Source organism: Hoeflea sp. IMCC20628, from assembly GCF_001011155.1.
Classification (GTDB): domain Bacteria; phylum Pseudomonadota; class Alphaproteobacteria; order Rhizobiales; family Rhizobiaceae; genus Hoeflea.
Genome location: NZ_CP011479.1, coordinates 2,580,018 through 2,596,691, shown reverse-complemented (window position 1 = coordinate 2,596,691; position 16,674 = coordinate 2,580,018). Strand labels below are relative to the sequence as shown.

13 protein-coding genes are annotated in these 16,674 nt (G+C 58.8%); 7 read left to right on the top strand and 6 right to left on the bottom strand.

Annotated features, from left to right (window positions below):
- Positions 1-90 precede the first annotated feature (90 nt).
- Positions 91-474, top strand: coding sequence for a response regulator (locus tag IMCC20628_RS24255; RefSeq protein ID WP_052766406.1), 384 nt, complete (start codon positions 91-93; stop codon positions 472-474).
- Between the two features lie 16 nt (positions 475-490).
- Here the strand turns inward: IMCC20628_RS24255 and IMCC20628_RS12320 are convergent, their stop codons facing one another.
- The gene (locus IMCC20628_RS12320; protein WP_156174500.1) at positions 491-1,600 is read right to left on the bottom strand and encodes a PAS domain-containing sensor histidine kinase; all 1,110 of its coding nucleotides are present in this window, start codon (positions 1,598-1,600) and stop codon (positions 491-493) included.
- Positions 1,601-1,856: 256 nt separating this feature from the next.
- Here IMCC20628_RS12320 and IMCC20628_RS12315 point away from each other — a divergent pair, with 256 nt between their 5' ends.
- On the top strand, positions 1,857-2,216 hold the full coding sequence (locus IMCC20628_RS12315; RefSeq protein WP_047030465.1) for a response regulator: 360 nt from the start codon (positions 1,857-1,859) through the stop codon (positions 2,214-2,216).
- Positions 2,217-2,297: 81 nt separating this feature from the next.
- Here IMCC20628_RS12315 and IMCC20628_RS12310 read toward each other — a convergent pair whose 3' ends face one another.
- Positions 2,298-2,834, bottom strand: coding sequence for a cytochrome b/b6 domain-containing protein (locus IMCC20628_RS12310; protein ID WP_047030464.1), 537 nt, complete (start codon positions 2,832-2,834; stop codon positions 2,298-2,300).
- Here IMCC20628_RS12310 and IMCC20628_RS12305 point away from each other — a divergent pair.
- Positions 2,824-3,390 carry a MarR family transcriptional regulator gene (locus IMCC20628_RS12305; RefSeq protein ID WP_156174499.1) on the top strand — a complete coding sequence of 189 codons (567 nt, stop codon included), beginning with the start codon at positions 2,824-2,826 and terminating at the stop codon, positions 3,388-3,390. The two genes, IMCC20628_RS12310 and IMCC20628_RS12305, sit on opposite strands and share 11 nt — an antisense overlap.
- A gap of 221 nt (positions 3,391-3,611) precedes the next feature.
- A complete protein-coding gene (locus IMCC20628_RS12300) occupies positions 3,612-4,670 on the top strand; it encodes a putative zinc-binding metallopeptidase (RefSeq protein WP_047030462.1) in 1,059 nt (352 codons plus the stop codon).
- A gap of 26 nt (positions 4,671-4,696) precedes the next feature.
- Here IMCC20628_RS12300 and IMCC20628_RS12295 read toward each other — a convergent pair whose 3' ends face one another.
- Positions 4,697-7,039 (bottom strand): PAS domain-containing sensor histidine kinase, encoded by a 2,343-nt coding sequence (locus IMCC20628_RS12295; RefSeq protein WP_156174498.1) that lies wholly within the window; start codon positions 7,037-7,039, stop codon positions 4,697-4,699.
- Positions 7,040-7,317: 278 nt separating this feature from the next.
- On the bottom strand, positions 7,318-9,960 hold the full coding sequence (gene pepN / locus IMCC20628_RS12290) for an aminopeptidase N (RefSeq protein ID WP_047030460.1): 2,643 nt from the start codon (positions 9,958-9,960) through the stop codon (positions 7,318-7,320).
- A gap of 198 nt (positions 9,961-10,158) precedes the next feature.
- Here pepN and IMCC20628_RS12285 point away from each other — a divergent pair, with 198 nt between their 5' ends.
- The 3 genes from IMCC20628_RS12285 to IMCC20628_RS12275 all read left to right on the top strand — a co-directional run bounded on the left by IMCC20628_RS12285 (position 10,159) and on the right by IMCC20628_RS12275 (position 14,203).
- Positions 10,159-12,456, top strand: coding sequence for a xanthine dehydrogenase family protein molybdopterin-binding subunit (locus IMCC20628_RS12285; RefSeq protein ID WP_047030459.1), 2,298 nt, complete (start codon positions 10,159-10,161; stop codon positions 12,454-12,456).
- Between the two features lie 260 nt (positions 12,457-12,716).
- Positions 12,717-13,616, top strand: coding sequence for a DMT family transporter (locus IMCC20628_RS12280; RefSeq protein ID WP_047032517.1), 900 nt, complete (start codon positions 12,717-12,719; stop codon positions 13,614-13,616).
- A 173-nt stretch (positions 13,617-13,789) separates the two neighbouring features.
- On the top strand, positions 13,790-14,203 hold the full coding sequence (locus IMCC20628_RS12275) for a universal stress protein (protein WP_047032516.1): 414 nt from the start codon (positions 13,790-13,792) through the stop codon (positions 14,201-14,203).
- Positions 14,204-14,297: 94 nt separating this feature from the next.
- Here the strand turns inward: IMCC20628_RS12275 and IMCC20628_RS12270 are convergent, their stop codons facing one another.
- Both IMCC20628_RS12270 and IMCC20628_RS12265 read right to left on the bottom strand, forming a co-directional pair.
- Positions 14,298-15,584: an MFS transporter gene (locus IMCC20628_RS12270; protein ID WP_047030458.1), complete on the bottom strand. Its 1,287-nt coding sequence runs from the start codon at positions 15,582-15,584 to the stop codon at positions 14,298-14,300.
- A 176-nt stretch (positions 15,585-15,760) separates the two neighbouring features.
- Positions 15,761-16,669 (bottom strand): uracil-DNA glycosylase, encoded by a 909-nt coding sequence (locus IMCC20628_RS12265; RefSeq protein WP_047030457.1) that lies wholly within the window; start codon positions 16,667-16,669, stop codon positions 15,761-15,763.
- Between the last annotated feature and the right edge of the window lie 5 nt (positions 16,670-16,674).

Sequence of the window (16,674 nt, the reverse complement as noted above, 5' to 3'; positions counted from 1 at the left end):
ACGTTTCGACTAGTTCCGCGACTGTCTAGTCTTGATTCGTCAGGAGCCCGGCTTAGGTTCTTGTATGGCCGTTTGTGGAGTGAAGCCTGAATGACTAAAAAAGTGGTCGTTGTTGACGACAATTTATTTGATATATCCATGTTGCGCCGTGGATTGCGCGCCGCAGGCGCGGATGTCGATCTGATCGAGGTCAGTGACAGTGCCATGGCGATGAAAGTGATTGCCAGCGAAGGCCCGGCTTTGGCCATCGTGGATCTGAGCATGCCGGAGCCAGATGGATTTGCAGTTTTGTCAGCGGTTCGCTCGGATGAGCGATTGGGCGACATCAGAGTGCTGATGCTGTCGGGATCAACGTCGGTGCCCGACCTGCAGAAGGCTGAAGACCTGGGTGTGAACTGGTATCGGGTCAAGCCCGATTCCCTCGACGGTTATCGTGACCTGGGCTCGGAGATCATGGAGTTTGTCCTCAGCTGAGAGGTGGCCCCTCCCGCTACGTTTGCTTAGGTGTCGGGACGTCCCTCGAGTCGTAAACAATCAGGGCGGCGTCGATGGTCCAGCAAACAGTAGTCCCTCTGCCGAATTCCGGCTCTGCCACCCACAATCGTCCGCCGCGTGACGTTGCCAGCCTTGCAACGGTTTCCAGCCCATATCCCCTGTTCATGTCTGGAGAATTGTTTTTCATCATGTCCAGCATTTCGTTGGGATAGGCAAAGCCCGGTCCGTCGTCTGAAACACGAATTTCCAGCATGTTTCTGGCGGAATCCGTTTTCTTCAGATCGATGCGCACTTTTGACGTGGCATGCCTGAGAGCATTGTCGAGAATATTGCGCAGTTCCACCTGCAGGGCTACGGATTCGACAATGATATGGGCATTCGGATAGCTGACCTCTATCCGTGACAACGGGTCAAGAATCGCCGCCAGATCTGAACAGAGATGTCCGAAATCCACCTGTGCCTTGGTTTCGTTTACGCCCATAAAAGACCGGGCGTGCTTCAAGACTTCGTCCAGTTTCTCCAGAGCCAGATCAGAAACATTCTTGATCATGGTCAGGAGTTCAACCTTGCCGTCACCCCGGTCAACGAACCCGTCCTCCACCAGTTCGGTTACCAAGCGAATTTGTCGCAATGGCCCGCGCAGATCATGCGCCGCCAGACCGGTAAACAGGCTGATTTCTTCGCTCAGCCGTTTGGACTCCACCACAGAGTCGAGTGCATGGAACTGGCGCTGCTTGTAGGAAGTTATGTCTTCGGCAATGCCGATTACCCCGACCACGACGTCGTCATGATCAAACACCGGTGACAGCGTTGTAAGCCACCAGATTTCACCGGTCTCGAAGTTGAGCAATTCTTCGTATTTGTAGGGCGCTCGTCTGTCGACGCATTTGGCGTAGTTGGCGGTGATTGTATCGGCGAGACGCGAGGGCAGGACATCGTGGACCTTGCGGCCCTTGACGCTTGCATGGTCCAGACCGGTTACAGACAGGTGGTTCGCATTCAATGCGCGGAAGGAGAATTCCCCGGCTGAATTGACATCGACCATGAAAACCGGAAAGCACAACTGGTCCATCACCGCTTCGAATTGCGCCCTGATGTCTGTCATGAATTGTTCGGTTGCATGTTCCGTCCCATCGTTCAATCAGACCTCATTCAGACACTCTCGGAGGGCAGAAAGCGAGGGGGTTAGTGATGCGCGAATCGGTTTTGCACCGAATTCGCGGAACCTATAGTAAGTAGAACTATAAGTTCTAGTCCGAAAACTCCCAGTAGGCTTCTCGGTTTTGTGTGTGCTATCGCGATCAAGCGTTTGGTACTGCGTCAACTCGAAATACCATACCACGCCAAATGCAGGGGGATTGATGCTGAACCTATTGTTGATCGATGATGATCCTAACCAGCACAAGATACTGTCCTGTTTCCTGCGCAAGAAATATGGCGCTGATGCCGACTTCACATCCGCGCTGGATCTGGATGAAGCCCTGGCGCATCTTGCAGGGCAATCCTTTGACGTGATCTTTCTAGACAACCGGCTGCCGCCCTATTCTGATTTTACAGAAACAATCGGCGGAATAGTCGATATTAGCCCGGACAGTGATATCTACTTGATTTCGGCTGATCGCGACAAAGTCAGTCTCAATTTGTGCAAATCGCATGGAATTGTTGAAATGATTGATAAATTTGAATTGCGCGAAGCCGTTTCCGAAGGCCTTCTGGGATAGTAGGGACGCTGGTCCGGATATCACGTTGCTGTTGCCCGCATGTGGTCGGGCGCGTTTGGTTCGCCGCAGATATGAACCTTTCTACCGGCCGAACCACATCCGCCGCAGTGTTGCGTCACCCTTGATGAAGTGATGGTACAGTGCAGCGCCTGCATGCCCGGCAAACAGCACCAACAGGATCCTGGCGCCAATTCCGTGCGGCCCGCGAGGCGCAAAATCGGAAAAATCGGGAAACGGACCTGGTGCGCCTGCGAACAGAATCGCGCCCGCTCCGGAGAGAACGAACAAGGTGATGCCGCTGGCCGCCATGCCGAGAATCACGAGGTAGAGCAGCGCGTGGACCGCTTTGGCAGCTTTTTCCTGCCATGCAAGATCGCCGCCAAGCGGTTCAGGCCACGCATCCAAGCGCCACCACCAGACCAGGCGGGCCAGGGTCAGAAGCAGGACTGCAATTCCCATCGGGGCATGAACCGACAGAATTTCGGCCTTGCTTGCCGCGTCCGTTGTGTCGTCAGCCAGCATTCCTGATGCCAGCAGGGCGACGATCAGAATGACGGTGAGCCAGTGAATGCTGACAGCAACGGTGCCGTAAGTTGTGGGGGTGCTTTTGCGCGTCATCCCGGATAATCCTTTCAATCTGATGCTGTCCGGCACCAGTTGGTGCCAAGCCATCGGTTTCCGGTTGGAATATCTGATCCGGATTGATAATAGTTTACACGGAAATGTTTACATGGCAAATAAAAAACCATTGGCGCGCCCGCACTCCCTTAGCCAAGTGCTGACTTTCGCCACTGCGGCAACCGGTGCGATGTGCCATGACATGCTGGCCGAGCATGATCTGACTCTGGCGCAGTGGGTTATCTTGTCAGCGCTGTGGCGGCACGACGGTATGCTGATCAGCGAGATTGCCGACTATACCGGCAACAACGCGCCCGCTGCTTCACGCATTATCGACCGGATGGAGGAGGGGGGGCTGGTCAGGCGTGTCCCTTCGCCCGACGACAAACGCGTGGTTCGCGTGCACCTTACTGACTATGGCCGCAGCTTCTCCCATCTCAGCGATTTTCATGAACGGGTGAACGCCCGGCTGCTCAAGGGCATCAGTGACAGCGAGGCTGACCTGCTGTTTGATCTGCTGGGGCGCGTCGACGCCAATGCCCGGGGCGGTAGCTGAAGTCGGTCTGCCATTCGTCCGTGGTCGCCCGCCGGCCTGAGCAGACGATGGCGCCGACGAAAAAGCTGGGAACATTTGCCGCTTCCGCGCGTTCTGCCGGGCCCTGCGTAATCTACGCCGTGGGGTAATATGCCTTGCGTACAGAAGATCTGCTAAGACTGACGACACTTTGACAAGAATGCCGTTGACGGCCACCACCAACAAGCCACTGGATTTGTCCCATGCGCCGCTATGCCTGTCCCAACTGCTCCAACGAAGTTCATTTCCGCAACAGCGAATGCGTCAATTGCCATTCGCGTCTAGGTTATGTGCCGGCGTGGGACCAGATGTTTTACGCCAAGCCGGATGAGACCCAGTGGCACGATGGAGCCACGGTTTACAAAGCCTGCGCCAACCGGCAGGTGATTTTCTGCAACTGGCTGGTCGAGGACGGTGTTGAAGACGAGCACTGTCTGAGCTGCCGGCATACGCTGGTCATCCCAGATCTGTCGTCGGCGGAAAATCGCGATCATTGGGCCTCGCTTGAGGAATCCAAGCGTCGGTTGTTCTATTCGATCCAGAAGTTCGGATTGGGAGTTGGCGATCTCATTGACGCACCGGAGACGGCTTTGCGGTTTGAGTTCAAGGCCGACACGCTAACGGCTGACGGCAAGACCAAGCGCGTGCTGACCGGCCACGAACACGGCCTGATCACCATCAATATCGCCGAGGCGGACGACCCGACCCGCGAAAAATACCGCAAGGCCATGGGCGAGCCCTACCGCACCCTGATCGGACATTTCCGTCATGAGGTTGGCCACTACTATTGGGACCATCTGGTCTGGAACACACCGAAGCTGGAGCCCTACAGGGCGATTTTCGGTGATGAGCGTGAGGACTATGGCGAAGCGCTCAAGCGGCATTATGAAAATGGTGCGCCTGCCGGATGGGAAGCGAACTATGTCAGCTCCTATGCCTGCGCCCATTCCTGGGAGGATTTTGCCGAGACCTGGGCGCATTATTTCCACATTGTCGACGGCCTTGAGACCGCAGGTTGGTATGGGCTCGACGGCCATACGCCCGATGCGGGTCTCAATCGCACACCGGGCGGCTGGTCCGATGCTGGCCCCTATGGCGCGGTTGAATTTCGCCCATTGATGGATGCCTGGGTGCCGTTAACGGTGGCGATGAACGCCATGAATCGATCGATCGGATTAAGTGACTTCTATCCCTTTGTGCTCTCGGACACGATTTTCGCCAAGCTCGAATTCATCCACGGCCTGATTCACGACCGCGGCTGAAGCCGTCTATTGATCCGCTGCAGAGCCTATTCAGCGGCAATGGGGTGTTCGGGGCAATCGACCGGCACCCGAACGCTGACGATGGTGCCTACGCCCTCGGTCGAGCGCACTTTCATTGCGCCGCCATGCAGCTCGGCAAGGCTGCGCGAGATGGCGAGGCCGAGGCCGGAACCGCCGGTGGATTTGGAGAACTGGTTCTGCACCTGTTCAAAAGGCTGACCGATACGCGCCAGCAGCGCCTTTGGGATGCCGATGCCTGTGTCTTCGATGGTCAGCGTAACGGCGCAGGAGGTCTTGCGCGCCCGCACCAGAATGCGTCCACCTGGTTCGGTGAACTTGACTGCATTGGACAAGAGGTTCAGCAGGATCTGCTTCATTGCGCGGCGGTCCGCGGCCAGCGACAGCCGCGGCGAAATCCGGTGTTGAACCTCGATGCCCTTCTGCTCCGCCTGGATCGCCACCAGCCGCAGGGTTTCTTCCAGCAGCGGAGCCAGATCAACATCCTCGCGATCGATATGCATCTGTCCGGCTTCGATCTTGGCCATGTCCAGAATATCGTTGATGACGGTCAGCAGATGAATGCCTGAATTGTGGATGTCATCGGCATACTCGACATATTTGTCCGAACCCAGCGGACCGAACATGCGCGCCTGCAAGACTTCAGAGAAGCCGATGATGGCGTTGAGTGGCGTCCTGAGCTCATGGCTCATATTTGCGAGGAACTCGGACTTGGCTCTGCTTGCGGCTTCGGCCCGCTCGGTCTCGATCTGGTAATCGCCGTTGAGTGCTGAAAGTTCCGCCGCCTTGCGTTTGAGTTCTGACTGGGAGGTGGTGAGGTCGCCGATGGTTGCCATCAATCGTTTTTCGCTGTCGCGCAGACGCTCCTGGTTGCGCTTGAGCGGCGTGATGTCGGTCCCCACCGAAACCTGGCCGCCATCGCGGGTCTGGCGTTCATTGATTTGCAGCCAGCGCCCGTCGCCCAACTGCACCTCATAGGTCTGCGCCAGTCCTTCGGCGCAGGGCACGGCCAGACGCCGCTCGACCACCGGACGGGTTGCGGCCGCCTCGACCAGAGCGCGGGCTGTTCCGGGTTCCAGGATGCTGGCGGGCAATCCATGAATTTCCTGGTAATGCTTGTTCCACAACACCAACCGGTCATCGCGATCCCACAGCACGAAGGCTTCCGAGGTGCTTTCGATGGCGTCAAACAGGCGTTGATCGGCCTCAAAGGTGCGTTGCTGCAGCCGGTATTGCTCGGTGACATCCATGGCGATGCCGATCAGGTGGGTCTGAGCCGACGTCGGATCGACAACCTGAGCCCGCGCCCGCATCCAGACATAATGCCCGTCGGCGTGGCGCATCCGGAAAAGATGATCGACTTGCTTGATGTCCCCGCTGGCAACTTTCTGGGCAATTTCATAAAGATCGCCATCGTCGGGGTGAACCAGTTCCGAGGCTTCGCCAAAGGAAATGACATTGTCGCGCGGTTTGAGCCCGAGTATTTCATACATCGATCGTGACCAGTAAAGACGCCCGCGGGCCATGTCCCAGTCCCACAATCCGCAACGTCCGCGCGACAGCGCCATGTCGACCCGGCGGTGGCTCTCCTGATAGATCCCGTCGGCTTCATTGGCGCGACCGGCCTGGCTGAAATAGGCGTATAAAATGACCAGCAGAATGGAAGATGTGGCAATGAACAGCGTGACATTGACCGACACCGACTTCCGCCATGCCGCATTGATGGTGGAGATCGGGTTCAACGCCAGAATGGTACCTGCGCCGTCCGGCAGCCGCGACATTGCTGCCAGATATTGGCCATCGTCCAACTCCACGGTCTGAACACCGGCGCGCTCACCAAACAGCCACAGCGGCGAGGATTCCGACACCACCCGCGTGGCCGGTGCACCCACCAGATGCTGTCCGCCGGCGGTAGCCGCGAACACCCGGTTCTCCCCATTCAGGACAAGCAGAAAACGGCCGCCAGTATCCGGCATCGGGCTCAATACCCGGTTGAGCCGGGCTTCGGTTTCCCATCGCAAGGCCTGCTTTACGGATGAAGGATCAGCCGACAGTGTGGCCTTGCCTGCAACCAGGGACAATGCTGTCATGTGTTCGGCGGCAACCATGGACAGATCGCGGCCTTCGCTGAGATTGACATAACGGGCGGCTGCGACAACCACCAGAAAAGCGACAATGAGCACCGGAATAAGACGTTTGAGAAACGGTTCGGCGCCAACCAGACGCTCATAGGCTGGCTGCGCAAACAGTTTCGCGTGACCGGAAAGCCCCCGCTCCTTTGCTTGCCTAGCCCCTGTATTGCGGGCGTGAATCGACCCTTCGGCCGCAGGAATATGCTGCGCGTCCGTCATAATTCTTGAATTCCCCATTGGGATCCGGACTACCGCATCTCCGAATCTACCCTAATGAATCAAAGGTGATTCGCCTTGTCCAGTGCAAAAAAAAGGGATTTGTTAACGAATTGAATTTGCACTGGTTTATTCGGATTCGATTCTTGCTTTCACGCCGGACTATCGGGCAGATGTGCAGCATCGGGGCAAATCACTTCCGGATGGCTGGAAAATGTGCGCGCCCGCCAAACCATACAACGCAGGCGCAGAGGGAAATGTTGTCGCAGAATGCCCGCGGATCACCCCGCCAGCATTCGGTCAACAATGTCGCTGACATCGGGGGAGAGGTCGCCGGCTTCGCGGATTGACACCAGCGCTAGCCGTGCCTGTTCCTGCCGTCCGGTTTCCAGCGAGCGCCACGACCGCATGGCGGTCAGCAGCCGAGCAGCCAACTGCGGATTGCGCTTGTCGATGTCGATCACCTCGCGCGCCAGCAGCCGGTATCCGGCGCCGCTGGCGACATTGAAGCCTGTCGGATTGCCCGCCGAGAAGCCGCCGATCAAGGCGCGCACGCGATTTGGGTTGCTGCGGTCGAAATCCTCGCTTTCGAGAAGCCCCTCGACCCGTTCCCAGGTGTCATCTCCGGGCATCATCGCCTGAACCGCGTACCATTTGTCGAGCGCCAGCGGATCGCCGGAGAACCGGGTCTTGAACGAAGCCAGCGCCTCGCCGGTTTCCCCGGCGGCAGGAAAGGACTGCGCCAGAACCTGCAGGGCTTGCGAGAGCATCGTCATGTTGTCGGCTGCGTCGAATGCGGCCTTGGCGCGGCCGGGACTGCTTTCGGCGATCGAGGCATAGGCCATTGCCGCGCCAGCCAGTGCCCGTTTACCGGCATCCTCTGCGTTCGGACTGTAGTCGCCCTTTGGCGCGCTGTCAGCCAACCTTGCGAAAACCGCCACCCCGAAACGCGCGACTTCCGACAACACCGCTTCACGCGCCTTGTGGATCGAGTCGGGATCGATGTTGGAGCCGATCTCGCGGGCGATATCGCTTTCCGCCGGCAAAGCCAGCGCCTGCGCCCGGAAGGCAGATTCCAGGCTTTCGTTGGCCGCAGTGGCAACGAGCAATTCGGCCAGGTCCTTGGCGGATGGCAAGTTGCGGCCGTCGCGGCAGAGCTTGGAGGCGGCCACGAGATGCCGGGTCGCCTGCTCGTTGAGCGCCTGCCAGCGCGCCACGCCGTCGCTGTCATGCCGGGCGATGTGCGCCAGATCGGCATCACTTTGTTCCATGGCGACGGTGACCGGCGCCGAGAAGCCGCGATTGATCGACAACACCGGGCGTCCCGGCACACCGCTAAATGTGAAAGTCTGCTTGCGCCGTGTCAGGTGAAACACGCCGTTCTCAGTCTCGTTTCCGGACGGTTGACCGTCAAATTCCGTGCCGTCTGGCAGGATCAGGCCGTAGGCCAGCGGAATGTGCATCAGCGCCTTGCGGGACTGCCCCGGCGTTGGCGCCAGTGACTGCTCCAGCGTGACCTTGAAGGTTTTTTTCGGCTCATTCCAGTCCGTCGATACCGACACCGAAGGGGTGCCTGCCTGGCTGTACCACAACGCAAATTGCTTGAGATCTCGGCCGCTGGCTTCAGCGAAACAGGCGAGGAAATCCTCGATGGTGGCGGCGTCGCCGTCATGCCGTTCGAAATACAGATCCATGCCCTTGCGGAAGTCGTCAGGTCCGAGAATGGTGCGGATCATGCGCACCACCTCGGAGCCCTTCTCATAGACTGTCGCGGTGTAGAAGTTGTTGATTTCACGATAGGTTTCGGGGCGGACCGGATGTGCAAGCGGGCCGGCATCCTCGGGAAACTGATGTGCTTTCAACAGCCGGATTTCGGCAATGCGCTTGACCGGTGCCGAGCGCTGGTCAGCTGAAAATGTGTGATCGCGATAGACCGTCAGGCCTTCCTTCAGGCAGAGCTGGAACCAGTCACGGCAGGTGATGCGGTTGCCGGTCCAGTTGTGAAAATACTCATGCGCGATGATGGCTTCGATATTGGCATAGTCGGCGTCCGTCGCCGTGTCCGGATCGGCCAGCACATACTTGTCGTTGAAGACATTGAGCCCCTTGTTTTCCATGGCGCCCATGTTGAAATCCGACACCGCGACGATCTGGAAAATGTCGAGATCATATTCGCGGCCATAGACCTCTTCGTCCCATTTCATCGAGCGCTTGAGCGCATCCATGGCGTATCCGGCGCGGTCTTCCTTGCCGTGCTCGACATAGATCTTCAGCGCCACGTCGCGGCCGCTCATGGTGGTAAAACTGTCTTCTATCAGGCCAAGGTCACCGCCCACCAGCGCAAACAGATAGGACGGTTTTGGATGCGGGTCGAACCAGGTCGCGTAATGACGGCCTGCATCCTTGGGTCCGCCGTCGACAAAATTGCCGTTCGACAACAGGAATTTTGTCTCGCTCTCGCGGGCAATGATGGTGACGGTATAGACGGCCAGCACATCCGGCCGGTCGTAGAAATAGGTGATGCGGCGAAAACCTTGCGCCTCGCACTGGCTGCAATAGACGCCATTGGTCCGGTAGAGCCCCATCAACTGGGTGTTGGTCTGCGGCGAAAGCGTGGTGGTGATGGTGATTTCGAACCGGCCGCTCGCAGGCAGGCCACGGACGCTCAGACTGTGTGGCGTTGCCTCGAAAAGCGACGGGTCGATGCCCTGGCCATCAAGCTGCAGGCTGTCGAGCGCGAGTTCATCGCCATCAAACACCAGTGCCGCGTCAGCAGCCACGCCGTCGCGGCGATGCAGGCTGATCCGGGAAACAACCCTGGTTGCAGTAGGGTCCAGCTCGAACGTCAGATCGATGGTTTCGACCACGAAATCCGTCGGCTTGTAATCCTTGAGCTTGAAGACTTGTCCGGTTTCAGTCCGCATATCTTGTGTGTCCCGCAATTTTGCAATTTCGCGTGGGACGCTATCACAACGGTTCCTGACGGCGGGTTAAAAATGACAGCCGTTGGAGAGGCCATCTATGAGGCTTCGCCCAGACTGGACAAATGCTGCTGTCACGATAACTATGAGGGCAGGAGTCGCGCTTGCGGCCACAAAACCAATCCGTCATCGGGAATTGCCATGAACATCGCGACACCGAAATTTGGCGTGGGCGCATCTGCGTTGCGCAAGGAAGATCCCAAGCTGATCCAGGGGCAGGGCGCCTTTACCGATGACATCAAGGCCGAAGGCGAACTGCGTGGCTTCGTGCTGCGCTCGCCCTATGCTGCGGCGCGGTTTGCAATAGTCGACCTTGAGGCCGCCCGCGCGGCTGACGGTGTGCATCTGGTGCTCACCGCGCGAGACGTCGCCCATCTCGGGCCGGTGATCTGCCAGACGCCGCTGAAGCAGCCTGACGGAACACCTCATGCGCTCAAGCATACGCCGCTTCTGTGCGACGGTGAGGTTCGCCATGTCGGCGATGCGGTGGCCTTCATTGTCGCCGATACCCTGGCGCAGGCCCAGGATGCATCCGAACTCATAGATATCGACTGGGAGATGGTCGAGGCGCATGCCGAGCTTGCCACCGCCCTGGACGAAGGTCGGCCATTGGTCTGGCCGGATCTCGGCACAAACCAGGCCTATTTGTATAGGGTCGGCAATCCTGAGGTGACGGACGCGGCTTTTGCAAAGGCGGACCATGTCACCACGATTACGTACGCCAACAACCGGCTGGTTTCCAACTATATGGAAACCCGCGCCTGCCTGGCCGAGTGGGACGCGGAGGCGGAAAAATTTACACTGACACTCGGTTCACAAGGCGTTCACGGCATTCGCCGGACACTCGCCAAGGATGTGTTCCGCATGGATCCCGATGACTTCCGGGTTGTCACCCGCGATGTCGGCGGCGGTTTTGGCACCAAGGCGTTCAACTACCGTGAATACCCGCTGTCGCTGGAAGCTGCGCGCCAGCTTGGCCGTCCGGTCAAATGGGTTGGTGATCGAACCGAGCATTTTCTTGCCGACGCCCATGGCCGCGACCACCAGGTCACCGCATCGCTGGCGATGGACAAGGATGGCCGCATTACCGGGCTAAGAATCGATCTTCTCGCCAATATGGGCGGTTATCTGAGCCAGTTCGGACCTTTCGTGCCAACCTTCGGTGGCTCCATGGCCACCGGCGTCTATGACATCCAGAATCTCGATTTCAAATTGCGCGGCGTTTACACCCACACCACGCCGGTTGATGCCTATCGCGGTGCTGGACGCCCGGAAGCGGCATTCCTGATCGAACGCCTGATCGATGCGGCTGCCCGCGAACTTGAAATGCCCGTGGCCGAGTTGCGGCGCCGGAATTTCATTCGCCCCGAGCAGTTTCCCTATCACACGCCCGGCGGCCGCAACTATGACGTCGGCGAGTTCGATGGTCACATGACTCGCGCGTTGGAAAAGGCCGATGCAGACAATTTTGGCGACCGCGCCAAAGAAGCCGAGACACGCGGCAAGCTGCGTGGCCTTGGTTCGGCGGTCTATATCGAGGCTTGCGCCTTTGCCGGGTCGGAGCCAGCCAAGCTGACGCTCGATACCGATGGCGGCATCACGCTCTACATCGGCACACAGACCAACGGGCAGGGCCATGCCACGGCCTACAGCCAGTTCGTTGCCGACAAGATCGGCATCGATTTCGACAAGATCACTGTCCGCCAGGGCGACACCAATGAACTTGCCAAGGGCGGTGGCACCGGTGGATCACGCTCGATCCCGCTCGGCGGCGTCTCTGTGTCAGCCGCCTCCGGCGTTCTGGCCGACAAGATGAAGAAACTCGCCGCCGACGAGCTGGAAGCTTCACCTTCCGACATCGAGCTGGTGGATGGTGCAGCGCGCATTGTCGGCACCGACAGGGTGATGAGTTACGCCGACCTTGCCCGGGCTGCCAAATCCGACGAGGACCGCACAGGTCTCGCCGATGTGGTGCAGGACGAGGCGACCTATCCCAACGGCACCCACGTCTGCGAAATCGAGATCGATCCGGAAACCGGCCGGGTGGAAATCGTTCGCTACACCATCGTTGATGACTTCGGCATGACGGTCAATCCGGTGTTGCTGTTGGGGCAGATCCATGGCGGCATTGTCCAGGGAATCGGCCAATGCCTGAGCGAAGGCGTTGTCTATTCCGAGGATGGCCAGTTGCTGACCGCAAGCTTCATGGATTATGCGGTACCGCGCGCTGACGATTTGCCGTTCTTCGATTTCGAAACTCGCAATGTGCCCTCCACCACCAATGCCATGGGGATGAAGGGGGCAGGCGAGGCGGCGACAATCGGATCATGTCCTGCGGTGATGAACGCGCTTGTCGATGCGCTCGACCGCGCCAGGGGCGTGCGTCATATTGAGATGCCGGCCACTCCACAGCGCGTCTGGGAAGCCTTGAACGGGTGATCCCGGATCGCTGGTCCATCAGCGAAACGTAGGGTGTTCATCAGGCTTTTTGATCAGACGGATGGCTTGAGATCGGGCTATGGTCTGAATCGGCGGCTGGAGAAGCCGGTACACACGCCATACCTGATCTGCGGGCATTGCCGTTTCCGCCGATCGATCACGAAAGAGGTCATGTGACCGAAAACCCACAAGTTGCCACCACGCCACCCACAAAACGTCCATCCGCTGTTTCGCCAACCGGATCGCCGATAATCGGGATAATGCTCAAGGTTGCTTCGGTCACTGTGTTTGTCACCATGTCGACACTGATCAAGGCCTCCGGAGAAGGCATGCCCGCAGGCCAGATCGTTTTTTTTCGCTCGGCATTCGCTGTTGTCCCGATCATGATCTTCCTGGCCTTTCGCGGCCAGTTGGTGACAGCCTGGCACACCTCAAATCCATTGTCGCATTTCGGCCGCGGGCTGGTTGGCGTCACTGCCATGGGCCTGGGGTTTTACGGAATCATGCGCTTGCCCTTGCCCGACGCGATCGCCATCGGCTACGCCATGCCGTTGTTGACGGTGGTGTTTGCCGCAGTTTTCCTCGGCGAGACCGTCAGGATCTTTCGCTGGTCGGCGGTGGCAGTTGGCCTTGGCGGCGTGCTGATCATCACCTGGCCGCGGTTGAGCCTGTTTGGCGACAGTTTTGGCTCCAGCGAAGCACAAGGGGCGCTCGCGGTGCTGGCGTCCGCCGCATTCGGTGCCACGGCGATGATCCTGGTGCGTAAGCTGGTGCTGACGGAAAAAACACCGACCATCGTGCTCTATTTCTCGCTGACGGCGACGTTGCTCTCTCTGGCCTCGCTGCCCTTTGGCTGGGTCGTCCCCGACTGGCAGACCCTGGGTCTTCTGGCGCTGGCGGGGTTTTGTGGCGGCATCGGGCAGATCCTGCTGACCCAGAGCTACCGCCATGCCGAGGTTTCGACCATTGCCCCGTTCGAATACACTTCGATCGTGCTCGGCATCCTGATCGGCTATTTCATCTTTGGCGATGTGCCGACCTGGACCATGCTGATCGGCACCGCGATTGTGGTCGGGGCAGGGGTGTCCGTCATCCTGCGCGAGCACGCGCTCGGACTGGAGCGCAAGGCCCAACGAAAGCTGGTGACGCCTCAAGGCTGACCTGTTTCCGCCCGGATCGGCTTTTTGCCCGGTAATATGCCAGTCGCCGGCCCCGCTTGATCATGATCAAGGCATGCCAGGCGACTTTCCTGTCTGATGATTTTGCTGTCCGCCAGTTTTCAGGACAGCCGGGCGCCGAACCGGAATTCGGCGAAAATATAGGAGAACCCGTCATGTTCAAGCACATCATGGTGCCCGTGGATCTTGATCACGCCGACAAACTCGACAAGGCGCTTGCCGCCGCGGCTGATCTTTCCCGACTGTACAGTGCAACTCTGACCGTGGCAGGTGTGGTCAGCACGGCGCCCGGCAAGGTCGCCCACAACCCCGCCGAATATCAGGTCCGGCTGCAGGAATTTGCTCAGGCGCAATCCGACAAACGCGGCGTGACATTCACGCCTCTGGCCCTGACATCGCATGATCCGGCAGTCGACCTCGACCCTAAACTCAAGCAGGCGGCGGAAGAGACCGGTACAGATCTGGTGGTCATGGCCTCGCATGTGCCGGGCTTCAGGGATCGTTTTTTTGCATCCAACGCCGGTTACCTGGCCACTCACATGGCTATTTCGATCTTCATTGTTCGCTGAACCGATGCTCTGAATGGATCACTCAAAGAATGACAGCGCCGCACATTCAATCGGATGCGCGGTGCTGTAGATTGCAACGAGCCATCAGACCGAGTTACGCCGGAACATTGGTATCGTTGTCTTCCATCTCGCTTTGTTCGCCATAGCCCGGATCGGAGCGTGGGTCGAGTTCTGCGGATTGCGGCGTCTGGTCAGGCATGGCTGCCATCGGCAGGAAGTCTGACCGCATTTCTTCCGGCGCCTGCTCGCGGCGGCTGATCCGCCAGGCCGCATGCGCGGAATAGGCTGCAAAGCACAGGGCAATGACCGCAAACAACGCATGTGGGCCAAACCAGTCCATCGCAGCGCCGGTGATCAGCGGACCGATCATGGTGGCCACGCCATAGGTGATCATCAACCCGCTGGCGACCTCAACAAATTCATCCGGCTCTGCGTGGTCATTGGCGTGCGCGACATTGAGAGAGTAGATCGGCAACAGAACCGTCCCCAGAAAAAGCATTCCGCCAAAGAATATGATCCTGTTTTCCACGCCGAAGGTCACCGTTATCGAGCAGGCCAGGATGCCGATGATGCCGGCAAAAATCATAACTCTGCGGCGGTCCATGCGATCGGAGATTCGTCCCAGCGGATACTGGAAGATCGCACCGCCGATCATGGCAATGGCCAGCATTGACGCGCCCTCGGTCGTCGACAGGCCCAGTTGTGTCGCATAGACAGGTCCGAGTCCGCCCCATGCGCTGGCGATCAATCCTGCCAGCAATGTGCCTATCACGGCTGCCGGAGACCGCTTGTAAAGGGCGGGAACATCGAACTTCACCTGGGTCAGCGGTTTTGGCGAGTGCGCACCGGACAGCAGGGTCGGCATGACCGCCATCGAACAGATCAGCGCACACACCATGAACAATGTCGGGCCACTCGGGTCGCCAAGCGGTACGATGTATTGCCCGACCATCACCGCCGACATGCTGACCATCATGTAGACCGAAAACAGTGCGCCGCGGTTTTCGTTGCTGACCTTTTCGTTGAGCCAGCTTTCGATGATCATGTAACAGCCGGCGATTGAAAAACCGGCCAGCGCACGGGTCAGCACCCAGACACCGGGATGCACCACCAGCGAGTGCAGCAGATAGGACATGCCCATGATGGTCGTCAGTGCGCCGAACACGCGCACATGGCCAACCTTGAGGACCAGTCTGGGGGTGATGATGCAACTGGCCGTAAAGGCAATGGCGTAGCCGGTTGCAATAAGTGAAATGCTGAAGGTCGTCCAGCCTTCAGCCACCGCTCTGATCGGGATCAGGTAGCCCGACAGTCCCATCGCGGCCAACAGAAAAAAGGTTGAAAGCAGCAGCGATGCCACCGATCGAACGGACTGGATCATGGCGGCTTTCCTTGCCAAATGCGCGAACCTGCAAACTCCGGACATCTCTCCCGAAGTCTGCAGGTTCAATTGTAACTGCGATTCCTGAGGAGAAAGTGCCATGTCGGAACACGACGCAAAGGCCCGATTGCGACGCAGCAAAAATATATTTGCCCAACGTCCGCTTGGCAGCTTGGCTATTGTGCCTTGAGGTTCTCGATCCTGGCCTGCAGCGACAACAGATCCATCCAGGCGAGTTGTTTCTGCGCCGGATATTTGAGCAGGTAGCCAGGATGCAGGGTTGGCAAGGCCGGGATAACGCTATCGTCCGCCTTGTAGTCCATCCAGGTGCCACGCAGTGACAGGATGCCCTTGTCGGTGCCCAGCAGCGACTTGCTGACGACGTTGCCGAGCATCACCACGATCTTTGGTGCGGCAAGTGCGACATGGCGCTCGATGAAGGGACGGCAGAGTGCGATTTCGTGCACAGCCGGGGTGCGGTTGCCCGGCGGGCGCCAGGGAATCATGGTGGTGATATAAACCGTTTCCCGGCTGAGCCCGATGGCAGCCAGCATGCGGTCCAGAAGTTGCCCGGGGCGACCGACAAAAGGCATCCCCTGAATGTCTTCTTCGCGGTCTGGCGCCTCGCCAATGAACATGACGTCTGCCTCCGGATTGCCATCGGCAAACACCAGAGACTTGGCGCTGTGGCGCAAATTGCAGCCGGTAAAGCTGTCGAGTGCCATGCGCAGTTCCGCAATGGAATTGGCGCTGGCGGCCAAGCTGCGGGCGCTCTCGAACGCGGCTTCATTGGGAACCGTCAGCTGTGACGCTTGCGGTGCTGGCGCAACTGGTTGCGCGGCGATCTTGCGGCCCTCGCCAGGGGCAGGGGAAGATGCTTTGGCTGATGGGGTCTGTGCTGCGGCGATTGGCGCAACAGCGTTGGGCTGTGCCTGGGCACGGGCGCGGGACTGAAGGATTTCCGCCGATTGGGCGAAGCGGTCAATGGGTGCTTCTTCGCACAGATCGACGACGCCGCTGTCAGCGTAAAAGTGCAGAAGCGCCGCCAGTTCCGCCGAGTCCATTTCAAGTGCCATACCTGCCATCAGGC